General features: G+C 69.5%; 13 protein-coding genes and 2 pseudogenes. 12 read left to right on the forward strand and 3 right to left on the reverse strand.

Translation table 11 applies throughout. The annotated features are described in order from the left end of the window. Positions 1 to 98 precede the first annotated feature (98 nt). Positions 99 to 992, forward strand: a complete 894-nt coding sequence (locus tag AAFF41_RS38250) for a class I SAM-dependent methyltransferase (RefSeq protein ID WP_343325396.1) — start codon at positions 99 to 101, stop codon at positions 990 to 992. Between the two features lie 10 nt (positions 993 to 1,002). Here AAFF41_RS38250 and AAFF41_RS38255 read toward each other — a convergent pair whose 3' ends face one another. Further along, positions 1,003 to 2,394: a glycosyltransferase family 39 protein gene (locus AAFF41_RS38255; protein ID WP_343325397.1), complete on the reverse strand. Its 1,392-nt coding sequence runs from the start codon at positions 2,392 to 2,394 to the stop codon at positions 1,003 to 1,005. Between the two features lie 255 nt (positions 2,395 to 2,649). On the opposite strand from AAFF41_RS38255, the gene AAFF41_RS38260 reads away from it, so the two are divergent. From AAFF41_RS38260 to AAFF41_RS38275, 4 genes are all read left to right on the forward strand, one after another. Then, a complete protein-coding gene (locus AAFF41_RS38260; protein ID WP_343325398.1) occupies positions 2,650 to 3,147 on the forward strand; it encodes a helix-turn-helix domain-containing protein in 498 nt (165 codons plus the stop codon). A gap of 82 nt (positions 3,148 to 3,229) precedes the next feature. Further along, positions 3,230 to 4,477: an RNA-guided endonuclease InsQ/TnpB family protein gene (locus tag AAFF41_RS38265; protein WP_343326418.1), complete on the forward strand. Its 1,248-nt coding sequence runs from the start codon at positions 3,230 to 3,232 to the stop codon at positions 4,475 to 4,477. A 43-nt stretch (positions 4,478 to 4,520) separates the two neighbouring features. Next, entirely contained in the window at positions 4,521 to 4,934 is a 414-nt protein-coding gene (locus AAFF41_RS38270) for a WD40 repeat domain-containing protein (RefSeq protein ID WP_319749542.1), read from the forward strand. A gap of 85 nt (positions 4,935 to 5,019) precedes the next feature. Then, the gene (locus tag AAFF41_RS38275) at positions 5,020 to 5,721 is read left to right on the forward strand and encodes an SDR family oxidoreductase (RefSeq protein ID WP_319749541.1); all 702 of its coding nucleotides are present in this window, start codon (positions 5,020 to 5,022) and stop codon (positions 5,719 to 5,721) included. A 55-nt stretch (positions 5,722 to 5,776) separates the two neighbouring features. On the opposite strand, the gene AAFF41_RS38280 is transcribed toward AAFF41_RS38275, so the two are convergent. Both AAFF41_RS38280 and AAFF41_RS38285 read right to left on the reverse strand, forming a co-directional pair. Then, entirely contained in the window at positions 5,777 to 6,472 is a 696-nt protein-coding gene (locus AAFF41_RS38280) for a glycoside hydrolase family 75 protein (RefSeq protein WP_319749540.1), read from the reverse strand. 235 nt (positions 6,473 to 6,707) lie between these two features. Then, positions 6,708 to 7,499, reverse strand: coding sequence for an aldo/keto reductase (locus AAFF41_RS38285; protein WP_319749692.1), 792 nt, complete (start codon positions 7,497 to 7,499; stop codon positions 6,708 to 6,710). A 365-nt stretch (positions 7,500 to 7,864) separates the two neighbouring features. Here AAFF41_RS38285 and pqqA point away from each other — a divergent pair. The 7 genes and pseudogenes from pqqA to AAFF41_RS38320 form a co-directional block, all read left to right on the forward strand. Beyond that, positions 7,865 to 7,960: pseudogene (gene pqqA / locus AAFF41_RS51805) on the forward strand (pyrroloquinoline quinone precursor peptide PqqA); the annotation flags it as partial. A 75-nt stretch (positions 7,961 to 8,035) separates the two neighbouring features. Beyond that, a pseudogene (gene pqqC / locus AAFF41_RS38295) lies at positions 8,036 to 8,743 on the forward strand (pyrroloquinoline-quinone synthase PqqC); the annotation flags it as partial. A gap of 677 nt (positions 8,744 to 9,420) precedes the next feature. Then, a complete protein-coding gene (gene pqqD, locus AAFF41_RS38300) occupies positions 9,421 to 9,675 on the forward strand; it encodes a pyrroloquinoline quinone biosynthesis peptide chaperone PqqD (protein WP_319749539.1) in 255 nt (84 codons plus the stop codon). Further along, positions 9,672 to 10,757 (forward strand): pyrroloquinoline quinone biosynthesis protein PqqE, encoded by a 1,086-nt coding sequence (gene pqqE / locus AAFF41_RS38305; RefSeq protein WP_343325399.1) that lies wholly within the window; start codon positions 9,672 to 9,674, stop codon positions 10,755 to 10,757. The genes pqqD and pqqE overlap by 4 nt, the downstream gene beginning before the upstream one ends. Continuing rightward, a complete protein-coding gene (locus tag AAFF41_RS38310) occupies positions 10,754 to 11,953 on the forward strand; it encodes a glycoside hydrolase family 88/105 protein (protein ID WP_343325400.1) in 1,200 nt (399 codons plus the stop codon). Before pqqE ends, AAFF41_RS38310 begins: the two co-directional genes overlap by 4 nt. A 7-nt stretch (positions 11,954 to 11,960) precedes the next feature. Next, complete coding sequence (locus tag AAFF41_RS38315) at positions 11,961 to 12,746, forward strand: Tat pathway signal sequence domain protein (protein WP_319749536.1); 786 nt, start codon at positions 11,961 to 11,963, stop codon at positions 12,744 to 12,746. Between the two features lie 11 nt (positions 12,747 to 12,757). Continuing rightward, on the forward strand, positions 12,758 to 18,247 hold the full coding sequence (locus tag AAFF41_RS38320) for a glycosyl hydrolase family 28 protein (RefSeq protein ID WP_343325401.1): 5,490 nt from the start codon (positions 12,758 to 12,760) through the stop codon (positions 18,245 to 18,247).

Consider the following 18,247-nt stretch of genomic DNA (forward strand, 5'->3'; position numbering starts at 1 on the left):
TTTCCGACCGCGGTTTTTGCTGTTCGGGCAACTTCGTTGGCCGTTTCCGGGAGCCGAGGAGCACGCTGTGTACGCACCCGGACGAGAGGCGGACCACCATGGCACACGACCACCACGACCACGAGAACGCCCAGCACGCCCATGACCACACCCACATGGACTTCGCCGAGATGATCCCCATGCTGGAGCAGGAGGCGGAGCTGTTCAACCCGCTCTACACCGAGGCGGCGGGCTGGCTGCGGGACCAGCGGTCCGAGACCGGGCTGATCGTGGACGCGGGCAGTGGCCCCGGTGTCATCTCCTGTCTCCTCGCGGACACCTTCCCCGCGGCGCGGGTCGTGGCCGTGGACGAGGTGGAACCCCTGCTGGAGCGGGCCCGCGCCCGCGCCGACCGGCTCGGCGTCGGCGACCGCTTCAGCACTTTGCGGGCCGAACTCGGCGGCGGAATCGATGACTTGGAGTACCCGGCGGACCTGCTGTGGGCGAGCAGGTCCCTGCATCACGTGGGCGACCAGCGCGCCGCGCTCGCCGGTTTCGCGCGCGCTCTCGCGCCCGGCGGCACCCTCGCCCTCATGGAAGGCGGCCTGCCCATGCGCTACTTCCCGCGCGAGATCGGCATCGGCCGCCCCGGCTTTCAGTCCCGTGTCGACGCGGTCCACGACGAATGGTTCGGGCGGATGCGGGACGAGCTTCCCGGAGCGGTGCGAGAGACGGAGGACTGGGCCGCCCTGATGACCGCAGTCGGCCTGCGCCACACGGCGACCCGCACCTTCCTCGTCGACCTCCCCGCCCCGGTCTCGGACGAGACGCGCGCCTTCGTCGTCACCTCCCTCACCCACCGCCGCGACTTCCTCGCCCCCGGCCTCGACGCGGACGACCTCGCCACCCTCAACCGTCTCCTCGACCCGGACGACAAGGCGAGCGTGTACCACCGGCCGGACGTCTTCCTGCTGACCGCGCACACCGTGCACGTCGCGGTGAAGCCGGAGTAGTTCAGGCCGGTCAGCATGTGCCCGGGCGCGCGTACACGGTGACCCGGGCACCCTGGACCCGGCGTGTGCCGCACTTCTCGAAGCACGTGGCCAGGACCCGCCGTTTGACGATCTCCCCCGGGGTCGCGTCGAGCGGCTGCCCCGCGGGATCGCTCACGGCGACGATACGGGTCGCCGTGATCATGCGGGCGCGGACGACCGGCGCCGGAACCTCGGTGCCGTACAGGGTGTGCGAGGCGGCCGGTGCGCGGTCGAGGGCCAGGTCCCGCAGCCCGCGCAGAGCGCCGGGGTCGGGCAGGGACCACACCCGGCGCCGCGCCGGCTGGTAGAGGACCCCGTCACCCGGCGCACCGGCCTCGGCGACGGCCCGGGCGATCGCGCCCACGTCGTCGACCCGGCTCTGCGGTGTACGCAGGTGCAGGGTGACGGGGAGCAGCGCGAGAACGGCGGCGCCCGCGCAGGTCAGCACCGCCGTGCGGGTCCGCCGGGCCCGGGGGAGCCGGGCCAGCGCCGCGCCGGTCAGCAGGGCGGTGCCGCTCTGGCCGTAGAGGACATAGCGGTCCACATACAGGGGTGTGACCAGCGAGACCAGCAGGAGCAGCAGGGCGGGCAGGACGAGGAGCCCGAGCGCGAGGACGGGCAGCCGGACGCCCCGGAGTACGCGCGAAGTGGGGTTCCGGCCTATCGCCGCGCAGGCCAGGGCGAGGACGGCCGTTCCCGCGAACCCCGCGAGCGCTCCGGCGCCCGGTCTGCCGATCCACGACACCTGATCCGACTGCCGCGTGCTCAGCACGGCGAGCGGCGCCACCGTGACGAGGACCACCGCCGCCGCCCCGGCCCAGGCACGGCGGGCCCCGCGCGGCACGGCGACCGCGTGCGCGGTGATCGCCAGTACGGCGAACTCGTGCAGCAGCCCGGCCGCCACCAGCACCGCGGTGTAGGCGACCCAGATGCGACCGTCCCGGCGCGCCACCGCCCGCACCAGCAGATACGTCGCCCACACGACCAGCGCGCACACGATCGCGTACGACCGGCCCTCCTGCGCGTACCGCTGGACCTGCGGCAGCAGTGCGAAGACGGATCCCGCGAGGAGACCCGCGCGGGGTCCGGCCAGCCGGTGTCCGAGGAGGGCCAGCGTTCCGGTCGCCGCGACGGTGGCGAGGACCGACGGGAGCCGGAGCACCAGGAGCGGGTCGAGCCCGCAGGTGACCTCGAACAACAGGTGCATGAGCAGGTAGTACAGACCGTGTACGGCATCGGCGTCGGCGAGAGTCGACCACAGGTCGGGCAGGGACCGCCGCGCCATGGCGCGGCGGCACCCTGCCTCGTCCCGCCGCAGGGTGCCGCCGCGCCGTACGCCCCACAGCCCGAGGGCGAGCGAGAGCAGCGCGGGAGCGTACACCGTCGATGGGGTGTGCGGGGCGGGTGACGGCAACCGTGCGGGGGCGAGCGGCGGTCTGGGAGTGTGTGTGGCGGCGATGGCTGACTCCGGCGCGTGGTCGATGCCTCGCGGTCCCCTCCGACGGGGTCCCGAGGATGTGCACCGTCGAGTCCAGCCGCCGGACGATTGATGGGCAGCCCCGTCGCGGGGCACCTATCAATGCAGGTGGGGAGCGGTGCCGACGGATGGGGCCGCCGCGGACGGGGGGAGTCACCCGTGGGACGCCGAGAGAAGCCGCTGGATCCGGCGCAGGGCGCGGTGGCGCGGTTCGCCTTCGAGCTGCGGGGGCTCCGCGACGAGGCGGGCGCCCCGACCTACCGCGCGATGGCCCGCCGGGCGGACTACTCGGGGCCCACGCTGTCCGCGGCGGCGGCGGGCGAGAGGCTGCCCACGCTGCCGGTGCTCCTGGCGTACGTCAGCGCGTGCGGAGGGGACACCTCCGTGTGGGAGCGGCGCTGGCGCGCGGCGCTCGCGGACGAGGCGGGCACGCCCGCACCGGACGACGCCGAGGGCCCCTACCCCGGACTCGCCCGCTTCGAGCCCGCCGACCGGGACCGCTTCCACGGCCGCGACGACCTGATCGCCGAACTGCTGCGGCTCGTCGACCGCAGGCGGGTGTCGGCCGTCGTCGGCGCCTCGGGCAGCGCGCCGCACCCGCAGGGCTGCCCGGCGGAGCTGGGGAATGCTTCGTCCGGGCCGGTGTTGCCCGTATGACAGCAGTGCAGAAGCGTTTCGGCGAGGCTGGGTTCGGCTGATCGGGTCGGGGTTGTCGGTGGTGGGTGTTAGCGTCCGGATCATGCAGCTTCGGTATGCCTTCCGCCTCGACCCGGGGCCCGGTCAGCGCGTTGCGCTGGCGCGGGCGTTCGGGTGCGCGCGGGTGGTGTACAACGACGCGGTTGCCGCCCGGGAGCGGGCCCGGCGGGAGGGTGCTGCGTTTCCGAGCGCGGGCGCGCTGTCGAGGACGCTGATCACCGAGGCGAAGCGGGGCCCCGGGCGGCAGTGGCTGTCCGAGGTGTCGGCAGTCATCCTGCAGCAGGCGCTGCGGGACGTGGAGCGCGCCTACACCGACTTCTTTTCCTCTCTCAAAGGATCCCGCCAGGGGGCACGGGTGGGGGCGCCGCGCTTCAGGTCGAAGCGGGATGCCCGCCAGTCGATCCGGTTCACCGCGAACGCCCGATGGAAGATCAACGAGGCGGGGCGGCTGCTTCTGCCGAAGATCGGCGAGGTGAAGGTGCGCTGGTCACGCACCCTGCCCTCGGTGCCGCCCAGCGTGACAGTGATCCGGGATGCGGCCGGCCGGTACTTCGCCTCCTTCGTGATCGAGACCGACCCCGACGCCGACCTGGCGCGGATGCCCGAAGCCGACAACCTGCCCAGCGTGGGCATCGATCTGGGTCTCACATACTTCGTGGTCCTCTCCGATGGCCGTGTCATCGACTCCCCGCGCTTCTTGCGCCGGGCGGAGAAGAAGCTGACGAAGGCGCAGCGGGAGTTGTCCCGAAAGCAGAAGGGGTCGAAGAACCGGGAGAAGGCACGCTTGAGGGTGGCCCGCGCACATGCGCAGGTCGCCGATGCCCGCCGCGAGTTCCACCACCAGCTCTCCACCCAGTTGATCCGCGAAAGCCAAGCGGTCGCGGTGGAGGACCTGGCAGTGAAAGCCCTCGCGCGCACCCGGCTCGGCAAATCCGTGCACGACGCCGGCTGGGCGCGGTTCCTCGCGATGCTGGAGTACAAGGCTGGCCGGTACGGGCGCGTCTTTGTGAAGGTCGGCCGGTTCGAGCCCACCAGCCAGGTGTGCTCGGTCTGTGGAGTCAAGGACGGGCCCAAACCCCTGCACGTGCGCACCTGGACGTGCACGCCCTGCGGCACGGTTCACGACCGGGACCACAACGCCGCCAGGAACGTCCAACAGGCCGCCGGACTGGCGGTGACAGCCTGTCGAGCGCAGGTAAGACCGGAACTCGTTCCGGCACAACGCGAAGAAGCAGGAAGCCACGGAATCCACACCGGAACTCGTGCCGCCCAGCGGCACAGCACCCGGTGAGGAAGGCCAGAATCTCCCTGCTTCAGCAGGGAGAGCAAGTCAATTGGCCGCCGCCGACACCCAAGGACGCCTCACCCTGTGGGACGCGGGCGGGCAGCACCGGATCGCCGTCCTGGCAGCCGCCGACTCCACCGTCGCGCGGCCCGCCCTGACCTTCTCGGCCGACGGCTCGCTGCTGGCCGCGAGCCGGGCCGACGGCTCGGTCCGCGTGTGGGAGACGGCGTCCCCGCGACTGGAGGGCGCGACCCTGCCGACCGGCGACGGGCCGGTCCTCGCGATCGGATTCACCCCGGGCGCCGAGGAGTTGTACATCGCGACACCCCATCTGCCCCTGCGCTCAGAGCAGTTGACGCCGGAACGTGCGGCGGGCGAGGTGTGCGTCCGGGCGGGGGGCGGGGCGACCCGGGCCGAGTGGCGCAGATATCTGCCCGACGTGCCCTACCGGCGGACGTGTTGAGGGAGGTCGGCGGCCCCGGCCTTGACTTCGAGAGCGCTTCAAGTGATGTACTCCCGGTCGTTGTCGTACACGTACGGGGGTATCCATGACCGACTCACCTGTCGCACTCATCACCGGTGGCGGAAGCGGTATCGGCGCCGCGGTCGCGCGGCGGCTGCTCGACGCCGGCCACCGGGTCACGGTCACCGGCCGCGGCGAGGAGCGGCTGCGCGCCTTCGCCGAGGAACTCGGACGTCCCCAGGGCTTGTTGACGGTCGTCGGGAACGCGGCCGAGTACGACCAGGTGCGCGCCGCGGTCGAGCTGACGCTCAAGGAGTTCGGCCGCCTCGACACCGTCGTCGCCAACGCGGGATTCGCCACGCACGACACCGTCGCCGGCGGTGACCCGGCCGCCTGGTCCGAGATGGTGCTGACCAATGTGCTCGGTCCCGCGCTGCTGATCAGGGCTTCCATCGACGCCCTGAAGGAGACGCGGGGCCGGATCGTGCTGGTCGGAAGTGTGGCGGGCCACGTCCACACTCCCGGCAACATCTACGGGGCCACCAAGTGGGCCGTGACCGGGCTCGCCGAGAACGCCCGCCGCGAGGTGACCGAGTTCGGTGTCGGCGTGACCCTGATCTCGCCGGGCCGGGTGGAGACCCCGTTCTGGGACAGCTACGGGAGTCTGCCACCCGGTCATCTGCTGACGGCGGACCAGCTCGCCGAGTCGATCGTCTGGGCGATCGGACAGCCTTCGGGCGTCGATGTGAACACCGTGGTGGTACGTCCGATCGGCCAGCCCAACTGACGTCGGACCCGCGGGCGCCTGGGTTGTCGCGTCAACCTCGGTTGTTGCGGAAGCCTCAGTTGTTCTGGAGGAACTGCTTCGCCAACGAGTCCCCGAGCGACACCGCCGCACTGTGACTCTCGATCGGCGACACCTGGGAGTTCTTGAACAGGATGTAGGTCACGCCGGAGTCGGCCCCGCCCGTGGCAGGGTCGGGGTCGATGCCGAGGGCCTTGGCCGTGGCGTACGACGCCTCGCCGATGATCTTCGTGGGCCCGGTGTCGCCGACCACCGCGTACTCGACCTTGTTGTTGTAGATCACGGCGACGACACCGCCGCCCTTGATGCCGTAGCTCGTGTACTTCCAGATGCTGCTGGTGCTGGGCACGACGACATACGGCAGTGACTCGGCGCGCAGCGGCTTCCCGTCGGACTGGTGGAACGCCGTGTCGTCCTGGAACCAGGGGTCGGCGTTGCCGTTGCACTTGCCGGTGACCTGACCGTCGCAGTCGATGTCCATGTCGGCCTTCCAGAACACCGCGCCGTTCTTGCCGCACACGGGGACGGTGGCCGAGGTCTCGTCGTCGGTCTTGTACTTGCCGTTCGAAATCTGCGAACAGGACGTCACCTTGGCGAGCAGGTCGGCCGCGCTGACCGAACCCTCCTGGGCGGACCGGGGGGTGACGGAGCCCGACGCGCTGGCCGGGAGTGCCGCGGTGGCGAGGAGCGCGGCACCGGCGACGGCCGCGAGGGTCAGTGTTCGAGAGCGCACTGTGGGGGACCCTTCTGTTAGGAAAGTTTCCTTACCGGGTTGCGGTACAAGGTGGGCCCTCTTGCATGACCGCGTCAAGCCCTCCGGCGGAGTTGGTCCGGTCCCGGGGTTGAAACCGGCGTGGGGGCGTGTCGACGCGGGTGGGGGAAGTCGATGTGTGTGGGGGCAAGACGCCGCCGGCCCGGACGCGCGGTGCGCGTCCGGGCCGGGGCAGGTCAGTCGATGAGGGCCGGGCTCAGCCCATGTCGAACGTCGCCGGGTCGGGGCCCAGGCGACGGTCCTCGTTCAGTGCGCTGATCGCCGCGATGTCCTCGGTGTCCAGCGAGAAGTCGAAGACGTCGATGTTCTCCTTGATCCGGGACGGGGTCACGGACTTGGGGATCACGACGTTGCCCAGCTGGATGTGCCAGCGCAGCACGATCTGGGCCGGAGTGCGGTTGTGCTTCTGGGCGATGGCGACGATCGCCGGGACCTCCAGCAGGCCCTTGCCCGAGCCGAGCGGGGACCAGGCCTCGGTGGCGATGCCCTGCTGCGCGTGGTACTCGCGGGCCGCGTGCTGCTGGAGGTGCGGGTGCAGCTCGATCTGGTTGACGGCCGGGATGACGGACGTCGCCTCGATCAGCTGCTCCAGGTACTCCGGGTAGAAGTTGGAGACACCGATGGCCTTGATCCGGCCGTCCGTGTAGAGCTTCTCGAAGGCCTTGTACGTGTCGATGTACTTGCCCCGGGACGGCAGCGGCCAGTGGATCAGATACAGGTCGAGGTAGTCCAGGCCGAGCTTGTCCAGGGACGTGTCGAACGCGCGGAGCGTCGAGTCGTACCCCTGGTCGCTGTTCCAGAGCTTGGTGGTGACGAAGAGTTCCTCGCGGGGGATGCCGGAGGTGGCGATGGCCTTGCCCGTGCCCTCCTCGTTGCCGTAGATCGCCGCGGTGTCGATGCTGCGGTATCCGGACTCCAGCGCCGTGGCGACGGCCTGCTCCGCCTCGTCGTCCGGGACCTGCCAGACACCGAAGCCCAGCTGCGGCATCTCGACGCCGTTGTTCAGGATGATCGGGGGGACCTTGCTCACGAGCTCTCGATCCTTAAGTCGTCGAATGGTACTCCCATGGTCAACGATCACCGGCCGTTATGCATTCCTGACCGGCGGATTAGCTGTGGATTCCTGGTGAGGGTCGGAGATTGGCCGGAAATGGATCCGACCTTATCGGTCCGGACCATTGACCGAGTTCCGTCATCCGACCACTCTGTAGGGCGTCACCGAACGGGTTCATGAACCCGGTGCACGCATGTGAACACCAGCACCTGTCTGGGCTCTACACCCCCACCCATCAGGAAAGCAGGTACGCGCACATGAACATGAGCGCCCTCGAAGGCCGCCGCGCGGAGCAGGTCATCCGGGAAACATCGGAGGAAAGCGTCTGGGAGACCCCCGGGTATCTGGTCGTCGAGACCGCCCTGGAGGTCACCGCGTACGCCCTCGGTGACCGCCTTGGCCCGGTTACCGAACGGGCAACCGCCGGGCCACACCTGGCACGCACGGCCTAGCCCCACGGTTGTCGAACCATGACCGCGACACCGGTGCGCGACGACGGTGCCGCGGCCCCTTGGGGAACCGCCGAGTTCACCGAGCGGCTGCGCGCCGTCGCCGAGGACCGCTACCACGACCGCCATCCCTTCAACGTCCGTATGCACCAGGGCGAGTTGACCCCGGCCGAGCTGCGCCGCTGGATCATCAACCGCTTTCACTACCAACGCCACATCCCCGTCAAGGACGCCCTGATCCTCGCCAAGTTCGACGATCCCGCACTGCGACGGGTGTGGGTCCGCAGGATCCAGGACCACGACGGCACGGCCGTCGGGCAGGGCGGCATCGAACGCTGGCTGAGGCTCGGCGAGGCCGCCGGCCTCGAACGGCCGGCGCTGTGGGACACCGCCCGGGTGCTGCCCGGCGTCCGGCTCGCGGTCGAGGGCTACGTCAACTTCTGTCGCCTGCGCCCCGTGTTCGACGCGGTCGCCGCCTCCCTCACGGAGCTGTCCGCACCGGGGCTGATGCGCACGCGGATCGCCGCGTTCGAGCGGTACTACCCCTGGATCGAGGCAGAGGGGCTCGCGTATTTCCGTACCCGCATCGGGCAGGGCGGCCGTGACAGCGAGGAGGCACTCGCCCTGGTCCAGGGCTGGGCGCGCACCCGTGAGCAGCAGGAACGGGCCGTGGCGGCGCTGACGTTCAAGTGCGAGGTGCTGTGGGCGCTCCTGGACGCGGTGGACCGGGTGAGCGACTCCGTTCCGACGGGCACGTCGGAACGGGTGTCGGGAGGTACCCCTCGGGGCGACCCAGCCGCCGCACCGGGCACCCTGCCGCGCGCGTCGGGCCGCGGCCGTCGGGGTGGGTCGGGGAGAGGTTCGGATCAACTGCCGGGTGCCTTGGGCGGGGTGGCGGGGGATGCGTTGCCCGTCGCGGCTGAGGATGCGCCGGGGGATGTCTCGGCCCTCGCGTCCGGGCGCGTGCCGGGCGATGTCTCGGGCCTCGGGTCCGGGCGTGCGCCGGGGGATGTCTCGGGCCTCGGGTGTGAGCGTCCACCGGGGGATGTCTTGTCCTTGGTGTCTGAGGGTGTGTCCAGAGATGCCTCGCCCCGTGTGTCTGAGCATGTGTCGGGGGATGTCTCGGCCCTCGGGACCGAGTCGGCGTCAGGAGACGTCCCGGCCGAAGGCGCTTCGCCGGGTGTGTCGGATTCCGTGGCGACTCCGCGTGGGCGCGAGCCCGCGCAGGGGTGTCCCCGCGCCGCGCGGGACGTGGCCGGCGGCGACGTGGCTTCCGGGGCGTCGGGCGCGACGGCGCAGGCGCGGACCTCGGGTGCGTCGATGCCGACGAAGGTCCCGGGCCGCCACCCCGGCGCACCCGCGCAGACGGGCACCCCGGTGGTTCCGGGCCCCGCAGGGGGCCCGCCATGAGCTGGCGTCCTGTTCTCGCCCACGCCGTGATGCTCCGTCATGATCCCGTCCGCGACACCGACTTGCTGCTCATGCCCGAACGCGTCGTCGTCCTGCGCGGCCACGCCGGGAGCGTCGTCCGGCTCTGTGACGGCAGGCGCGAGGTGCCCGAGATCGTCGCCGCGCTCGCCGAACGGTTCCCCGGCGCGCCGGTGACCGACGAAGTACCTCGATTCCTCTCGGCGTTGCACGAGGAGGGCTGGCTGCGATGACCTCGACCGTCGATCCCCCCTGGGCCCTGCTGGCCGAACTCACCCACGGCTGCCCGCTGCGCTGCGCGTATTGCTCCAACCCCGTCGAACTGATCAGTCGGTCAAGAGAGCTGACCGCCGAACAATGGACCGACGTCTTTCACCAAGCCGCTGAACTGGGCGTTGTCCAGACCCACCTGTCCGGCGGCGAACCCCTCCTCAGGCGCGATCTCGCCCGGATCGTCGCCGCCGCCGACACCGTGGGCCTCTACACCCAGCTCGTCACCAGCGGTGTGGCCCTGCACGAGCGAAGGCTCGCGGAGCTGCTGGACGCGGGACTGCGCAGCGTCCAGCTCTCCGTACAGCACACCGATCCCCAGGCCGCCGAACGCATCGCGGGAGCCCGCGCGTTCACCGCCAAGGAGCGCGCCGCACGACTGGTGCGGGCGACAGGGCTGCCACTCGGTCTGAATGTCGTGCTGCACCGGGCCAACATCGACGCCGTCGACGACCTGATCACGCTCGCCGTCACCTGGGGCGCCGACCGGATCGAGCTCGCCCACACGCAGTACTACGGCTGGGCCGCCCGCAACCGTGCCGCCCTGCTGCCGACCCGGGATCAGGTCGAACAGGCTCGCGTCACCGTGCGCCGCCGACGCGAACAACTCACCGGTTCCCTGGAGTTGGTCTGGGTCGCCCCGGACCTGCTCGACGCCACCGCGAAACCCTGCATGGGCGGCTGGGGCGCCGTTTCCCTCACCGTCGCCCCGGACGGCACCGCCCTCCCGTGCCCCTCCGCCGCGACACTCCCCGCACTCGACGCGCCGAACGTGCGCGCACACCGGCTCGACTGGATCTGGCGCCAGTCGAAGGCCTTCAACGCCTACCGGGGCGAGGCCTGGATGCCGGACCCCTGCCGCGGCTGCGCCCTGCGCGCGACCGACTTCGGCGGCTGCCGCTGCCAGGCGTACGCGCTCACCGGCGACGCCTCCCGCACCGACCCGGCCTGCCGCCACGCACCCGACCACCACCTCGTCCGCGCGCTCGTCGACGAGGCCCCGCTCAGGAACTCCGCCTACGCCTACCGAGAGGGAGGAACATGAGACGACGACTGCGGGCAGCGCTGATGGCGGGCGTGCTCACCACCGCCGTCCTGACCACGGTGGCCGCCACCGCACCCCCGACACCTTTACCCCGAGGGCCTGTGGGGAGGCCCGCCGCCGCCCAGGACTGGTCCGTCGCCCTGATCGACTCGACCATGGCCCGCTACACCCCGAGCACGATCGGCGGCTGGTCGTACCCGGTCGGGCTGTACCTCTACGGCCAGTACCTCACGTACCAGCGCACGCACGACGCCCGCTATCTCACCTACATCAAGAGCTATGTCGACCGCTTCGTGTCGAGCGACGGTTCGATCGGCCAGAGCTTCAACAGTCTCGACAGCATGCAGGCGGGCCGGCTCCTGACGATCCTGCACCACGAGACGGGCCAGGACCGCTACCGCAAGGCGGCCCTGAAGATCCGGAACCGTCTCAACACCTACCCACGCACCTCCGACGGAGGCTTCTGGCACGCCGACACCAGCAGCCGGGCCCACCAGCTCTGGTCGGACGGCGTCTACATGGTGAACCCGTTCCTCGTCGAGTACGGCAAGGAGTTCGGGGACGCGACCTACGCGAACGACGAGGCAGCCAAGCAGCTCTACGTCTACGGCAACCACCTCCAGGTGGCGAGCGGCCTGTTGAAGCACGCCTACGACGAGTCGAAGACGGCGAGCTGGGCCGACCCGGCGACCGGCCTCGCCCCGGAGCACTGGTGCCGGGCGGTCGGCTGGTACGCGATGGCGATCGTCAACGTGCTCGACGCGATCCCGGTCAACCACCCCAGACGGCCCCAACTCATGGGCAGCTTCAGGAGGTTGGCCGCCGGGCTGGAGAAGTACCAGGACCCGGCCACCGGCCGCTGGTTCCAGGTGATCGACAAGGGTGCCCGCAGCGACAACTGGACCGAGACGTCCTGCTCCAGCATGTTCACCTATGCCCTCTCGCGCGGCGCCCAGCAGGGCTACCTCGATCCGCACTTCGCGACCGTCGCCGGACGCGGTTACCAGGGCGTCCTGGCCAGGATGTCGGTCGGCTCCGACGGCCGTACCAACCTCACCGACATCTCCATCGGCACCAATGTCGGCGACTACGCGTACTACGTCGCCCGCGACCGGGCCACGAACGACTTCCACGGCCTCGGCGCCTTTCTGATCATGAACGAACAGCTCACAGCCCACCCACTCAGGACGAGGTGAGTCAGCCATGAGCACCACCAGAAGGACCCTGCTCGGCGCGGCGCTCGGCGGCGCCGCCGGAGCCGCGGTCGGCATCCCGGCCACCGCCGCCCACGCCGCCTCCTGGCAGCTGAAGTGGTCGCCGTCGGCGAGCGGCGACAAGCTCGGCGCCTTCGAGACGATCGAGGACGACCGCGCCGACTCGCACCCCGCGGGCCGGCCGCACATCTTCGCCACCGGCGACAACTGGCGCTTCAACATGCACACCGTCGACCGCGACACCTCCACCGACCGTCAGCGCCAGGAGGTCACCGGGCTGCGTACGAGCGGCAGCAGTTATCTCAAGTGGACAGCCGGGCAGACCTGGCGACTCACGTACTCGATGTACATCCCGAGCTCGCTGAAGGCGACCACGACCTTCACGCACATCATGCAGATGAAGCAGCCGGGTACCGGCACCTCGCCGATCGTCGTGCAGTCACTGCGCCGGGTGAACGGCGTGCAGACCATCGAGCTGAAGCTCGCCATCGACGACATCCTCATCGGCCGCACGGACTTGGATCCGCTGCACGACAAGTGGACGGACGTCGACTTCCAGATCAAGGTCGGTGACGGCACGTCGGGCTCGGTCCGCTGGATCCTCAAGAGCGGCTCGACCACGATCATCGACAAGTCCAGGGCGGGCGTCGACACCTTCCTCGCCGACCGGGTGCGCCCCAAGTGGGGCATCTACCGGTCCCTCGGCGACACCTCCGGGTCCCTGCAGGACTGCTACCTGCTGCTGACCAACCTGCGCGGCTACCAACTGGTATGAGGAGCCGTTCCATGAAACCCCCCATGAGAAAACGGAGTTGGGCGGCGAGCGTCTTCTTCGCCTTCGCCGTCGTACTCGGCCTGACCCACCCCGAGGCCCTCGCGGCCCCCCGAACCGCCACCCCACCCACGTCCACCACGGCGCCCACGTCCACCACCGCACCCCACGCCGCCGTCTTCGACGTCCACGACTACGGAGCCAAGGGCGACGGCTCCACCAACGACACCCCCGCCATCAACAAGGCCATCACCGCCGCCAACGCCGCGGGCGGCGGCACCGTCCGCTTCCCCGCCGGCCAGTACAAGTCCAAGAACACCATCCACATGAAGAGCGAGGTCACTCTTCAAGTGGACAAGGGCGCGACGATCCAGGGCTCCAGCGCGGACACCTACGACCCGCCCGAGGCCAACCCCAACGACGCCTACCAGGACTACGGGCACAGCCACTTCCACAACGCGCTGATCTACGGCGACCGACTGACACACATCGGCTTCGTCGGTGAGGGCGTCATCGACGGCCTCGGCAACCTCATCACCGGCAACCCCAAGTCCGGCGAGGCCGACAAGATCCTCTCGCTGACCCGCTGCGACGGCCTGCGCCTCGGCGACGGCCTCACCCTGCGCCGCGGCGGCCACTTCGCGGCCCTCATCAACGGCTGTACGAACGTCACCTCGGACCACCTGACCATCGACACCGCGAGCGACCGCGACGGCTGGAACATCATCAGCACGACCAACGTCACGGTCACGAACGCCAACATCAAGGCCAACGACGACGCCCTCGTCTTCAAGAGCGACTACGCGCTCGGCGCCAAGCTCCCCAACGGCCACGTGCGGGTGAGTGATTCGTATCTGTCGGCGGTGTGCTGCAACGCCCTGATGTTCGGGTCCGAGACCTGCGGAGACTTCTCCGACTACCAGTTCGCCAAGATCCGCATCGAGGGCTCCAACAAGTCAGGGCTCGGCATGGTCTCCATGGACGGCGCGAAGATCTCCGACGTCCACTACCGCGACATCACCATGACCGGCGTCCACTCGCCGATCATGCAGAAGATCGGTACCAGGAAGCGCTGCGGCAACAGTCCCGGGGTCGGCTCGATCAGCGACGTCACGTACGACAACATCACGGCGACCGGGGTGAGTCCGTCCTTCAGCCCGACGCTGTGGGGCGAGAGCGGCCACCGGATCAACGGGGTCACCTTCACCAACGTCGACATCACCGTCCCCGGCGGCAACGGCACCATGTCCACCGCCGTGCCGAGCAACGACCCGGGCGACTACAACCCGAAGGCCATCGGCACGCGGCCCGCCTACGGCTGGTACGTCCACAACGCCGACAACGTCACCTTCACGGACAGCTCGGTGAAGTACGCGGCCGACGACGGACGCCCGGCCGTCATCGCGAACGCCGCGAACGGGATCAGGTTCACCCGGTTCACGGCCCAGCGGGGGAGCAACTCACCCCACGACGTGGGCTTCCAGAACGTCACCGGCTACTGCCTGACGGACAGCCACAACACCTCGGGCGGCGCGCTGAGGGTTTCCGCCGGCGGCTCCAGTGAGAACTGCGCTACGGCGGCCAGGAGTACGGCGATGGCGACCACGGCCGTGCAGCGGCCGCGCGCAGGTGTGAAACCGCTCGACCTCGAAAACCCCCGCCAGGCCTTCCTGCGCGGTTCCGTCGGCGGACTCTTCCTGCACTGGGGCGAACGCACCGCCCCCGCCCACACCAGCTGCACCGCCTGGGAGAACGACGTCACCAACGGCGGCTGGACTCCGGACTACTGGGTGAACGAGGCCCAGAAACTGCACACCCAGTACCTCGTCCTCGCCACCTTCCACAGCCGCCTCGGCTACGCCCGCCCCTGGCCCTCGAAGATCCCCGGCAGCTGCTCCACCAAGCGGGACTTCCTCGGCGAACTCATCACCGCCGCCAAGGCCAAGGGCCTCAAGGTCATCCTCTACATGACCGACGACCCCCAGTGGCACAACGAGGGCGGCCACGAGTGGCTCGACTCCGCTGCGTACTCCGCCTACAAGGGCACGGACGTCGACCTGACCACCCGTGACGGCTTCGGCCGCTTCAGCTACGACAACTTCTTCGAGGTCATGGACCGCTATCCGGACCTCGGCGGCTTCTGGATCGACAACGACAACGCGTACTGGGAGAGCCACGACCTCTACGCCCAGATCCAGCAGAAGCGCCCCAACTACACGCTCAGCAACAACAACGAAGACACGCCGATCATGGACATGATCAGCAATGAGCAGAAGACGGGCATGACCCCGTCCTACGACTACCCCCAGGCCGTCTACACGGCCCAGCCCCGCCTCACCGAAGCCGACTTCAAGCTGCCGTCGAGCGGAGCGTGGTGGTACGACGGCTCCAACCCCTCCGTCGACAAGATGCTCACCCTCGGCCGACTGATCACCAACGCGGGCTCCTCCGTGAAGGCCCTGATGGCCGAGACCGCGCAGGTCAACGGCAAGTTCCCGACGAACCAGGAGGCCTTCAACAACTTCGCCAACTCCTATCTCGGCCCCATCTGGCAGTCACTGCACGGCACCGAGGGCGGCGGCTACATGTACGGCGGCCTCAAGCCCGGCTTCTGGAACGACGGAGCCCACGGTGTCACCACGGTCAGCAAGACCGACCCCGACCTGCAGTACCTTCACGTGCTGACCCCGCCCAGCACCAGCACCCTGCGCATCCGCGACAACGGCTACCGCATCGCCTCCGTCACCAACCTCCGTACCGGAGCGGCTGTTTCGTGGTCCCAGTCGGGCGGCGTGCTCACTCTGACCGGCCTGGCGAACTGGGACCCCTACGACACCGTCTTCAAGGTCACCACGGCCGGCCGCCAGGGCATCGCGTCCGGCGTCACGATGTCCGCGAGCGCCGCGGCGAGCGGTCACGGCGCGGCGGCCGCGGGCGACGGCGACTACCTCACCTACTGGGACAGCGACAAGACGCTGCCCGTCAGCCTCACCTTCGACCTCGGCAGCGCGAAGAAGGTCCAGTACATCGGCCTCAACCAGCGCGAGGACTCCGTCGCCTACGCGCGCTCCGACACCGAGCAGTCCGCACGTATCAAGGACTACAAGGTGTTCCTCAGCAACGACGGGTCCACCTGGGGCAGCGCGGTCAAGACCGGTCAGCTCGCCGGTCGGCGGGGCATCCAGGGAATCGACCTGACCGCCACCAACGCCCGATACGTACGCCTCGAAGTGGACACCACCTGGGCCGCGTCCACCGACACCACCCGCTACAAGCGGCTGCGGATCGACGAGGCCTGGATCGGCACGTCGTACGCCACCCCGGCGGCCACCGTCAACACGTACTCGGACAACGGCCAGGCCCTCCGACCCGCCATGGGCTGGAGCAGCTGGAGCTTCGTGCGCCGCTGGCCGACCGAGGCGAAGATCAAGGCGCAGGCCGACGCGCTCGTCGCGAGCGGGCTCAAGGACCACGGCTTCGTGTACATCAACCTCGACGACTTCTGGCAGAAGTGCGACGCGAACGGATTCGTCGTCGACTCCTACGGACGCTGGACCGTCGACACCGCCAAATTCCCTGCCGGGATCAAGGCGCTGGCCGACTACATCCACTCCAAGGGGCTCAAGTTCGGCTTCTACGTGACGCCGGGCATCGCCAAGAACGCCGTCACCAGGAACACACCGATCGAGGGGACCTCGTACCACGCGGCCGACATCGCGGACACCTCGAAGACCGAGAAGAACTACAACTGCAAGAACATGTACTACATCGACTACGGGAAGCCGGGCGCCCAGGAGTTCGTGAACTCGTGGGCCAGGCAGTTCGCCTCCTGGGGAGTCGACTACCTGAAGATCGACGGGGTGGGCAGCGCCGACATCCCCGACGTCCAGGCCTGGGACAAGGCGCTGCGCGCCACCGGCCGGCCCCTCACCTTCGCCCTCTCCAACAACCTGCCGATCGCGGGCGCCTCCACCTGGAGGTCACTGGCGAACAGCTGGCGCACCCAGGGCGACGTCGAGTGCTACTGCGGCTCGGGCGCGAACGGCAGCGGCTATCCGCTGACCGACTGGTCGCACGTCTCCGCCCGCTTCACCTCGGCGGCCAACTGGCAGCAGTACGCGGGCCCGGGGGGCTGGAACGACCTGGACTCGCTGGAGATCGGCAACGGCGACCAGGCGGGCCTCACCGCCGACCAGCGCCGCTCGCACTTCACCCTGTGGGCGATGGCGGGCGCGCCCCTGCTTCTCGGCACGGACGTGACGAACCTCGACTCCGTCGACAAACCGATGCTCACGAACGACCGGCTCATCGGTGTCGACCAGGACGGCGTCGCCGCGAAACGGATCGTGAACAGCGGTGTCAAGCAGGTCTGGTCCAAGAAGGAGAGCGACGGCCAGTACGTCGTCGCCCTCTTCAACACCGGCACGTCCGGCAACACCACGGTCGGTGTGAACTGGTCGCAGGTCGGCTTCACCGGCTCCGGTGACGTCACGGACCTGTGGTCGGGCTCCCACAAGGGCACGATCGCCGACTCGTACAGCGCGACCCTGCGCCCCGGGGAGACGCGCCTGATCCGGGTGAACCCGGTGAGCACCGCCCTGAAGACCGCCGCGGCCTCACCCGGCATGGCGGTGGCGCCCTACGAGTACCTCGGCTGGGGCAGCCCGCAGAACCCGACCTCGGTCATGTCGGCCACCGGGGTGAAGTGGTTCACGCTCGCGTTCGTCCTCTCCGACGGCTCCTGCAACCCGAAGTGGGACGGCTCGCGCCCGCTGACCGGCGGCAACGACCAGTCGAAGATCAACGCGATCCGCGCGGCCGGCGGTGACGTCGTCGTCTCCGTCGGCGGCTGGAGCGGCGCCAAACTCGGCGAGAAGTGCTCCAGCGCCTCGGCGCTCGCGGGCGCCTACCAGAAGGTCGTCAACGCCTACGGCCTCAAGGTCATCGACATCGACATCGAGAACACCGAGTGGAGCAACGCCACCGTCAGACAACGGGTGATCGACGCGCTGAAGATCGTGAAGGCCGGCAACCCCGGGCTCAAGACGATCATCACCTTCGGCACGACGACCGGCGGCCCGGACTCCACCGGCGTCGACATGATCAAGCGCGGCGCCGCCTCGGGCCTCGCCAACGACATCTGGTGCATCATGCCGTTCGACTTCGGCGGCGGCACCGCGAACATGGGCACGCTCACCACCCAGGCCATGGAGGGCCTCAAGGCGCGGGTCAAGTCGGCTTATGGATACAGCGACGCGACGGCGTACGCGCACATCGGCCTGTCGTCCATGAACGGCAAGACCGACGACTCCGGTGAGCTGGTCCGCGTCGCCGACTTCAAGACCATGCTCGTCTACGCCCAGCAGCACCACATCGGGCGCCTCACCTACTGGTCCGTGAACCGCGACCGGGCCTGCGGCTCCGGTTCCGACGGTGACTCCTGCAGTGGCGTGTCGCAGCAGCCGTACGACTACCTCAAGGTCTTCGCCCAGTACACGGGCTGA

Source organism: Streptomyces mirabilis (genome assembly GCF_039503195.1).
GTDB lineage: Bacteria > Actinomycetota > Actinomycetes > Streptomycetales > Streptomycetaceae > Streptomyces > Streptomyces mirabilis_D.

Bases quoted from the DNA above. Each gene is read 5' to 3' on its own strand.
- AAFF41_RS38250 (WP_343325396.1), top strand. From the start codon at position 99: ATGGCACACGACCACCACGACCACGAGAACGCCCAGCACGCCCATGAC.
- AAFF41_RS38265 (WP_343326418.1), top strand. From the start codon at position 3,230: ATGCAGCTTCGGTATGCCTTCCGCCTCGACCCGGGGCCCGGTCAGCGC.
- AAFF41_RS38275 (WP_319749541.1), top strand. From the start codon at position 5,020: ATGACCGACTCACCTGTCGCACTCATCACCGGTGGCGGAAGCGGTATC.
- AAFF41_RS38285 (WP_319749692.1), bottom strand. From the start codon at position 7,499: ATGCCGCAGCTGGGCTTCGGTGTCTGGCAGGTCCCGGACGACGAGGCG.
- pqqD (WP_319749539.1), top strand. From the start codon at position 9,421: ATGAGCTGGCGTCCTGTTCTCGCCCACGCCGTGATGCTCCGTCATGAT.
- pqqE (WP_343325399.1), top strand. From the start codon at position 9,672: ATGACCTCGACCGTCGATCCCCCCTGGGCCCTGCTGGCCGAACTCACC.
- AAFF41_RS38310 (WP_343325400.1), top strand. From the start codon at position 10,754: ATGAGACGACGACTGCGGGCAGCGCTGATGGCGGGCGTGCTCACCACC.
- AAFF41_RS38315 (WP_319749536.1), top strand. From the start codon at position 11,961: ATGAGCACCACCAGAAGGACCCTGCTCGGCGCGGCGCTCGGCGGCGCC.
- AAFF41_RS38320 (WP_343325401.1), top strand. From the start codon at position 12,758: ATGAAACCCCCCATGAGAAAACGGAGTTGGGCGGCGAGCGTCTTCTTC.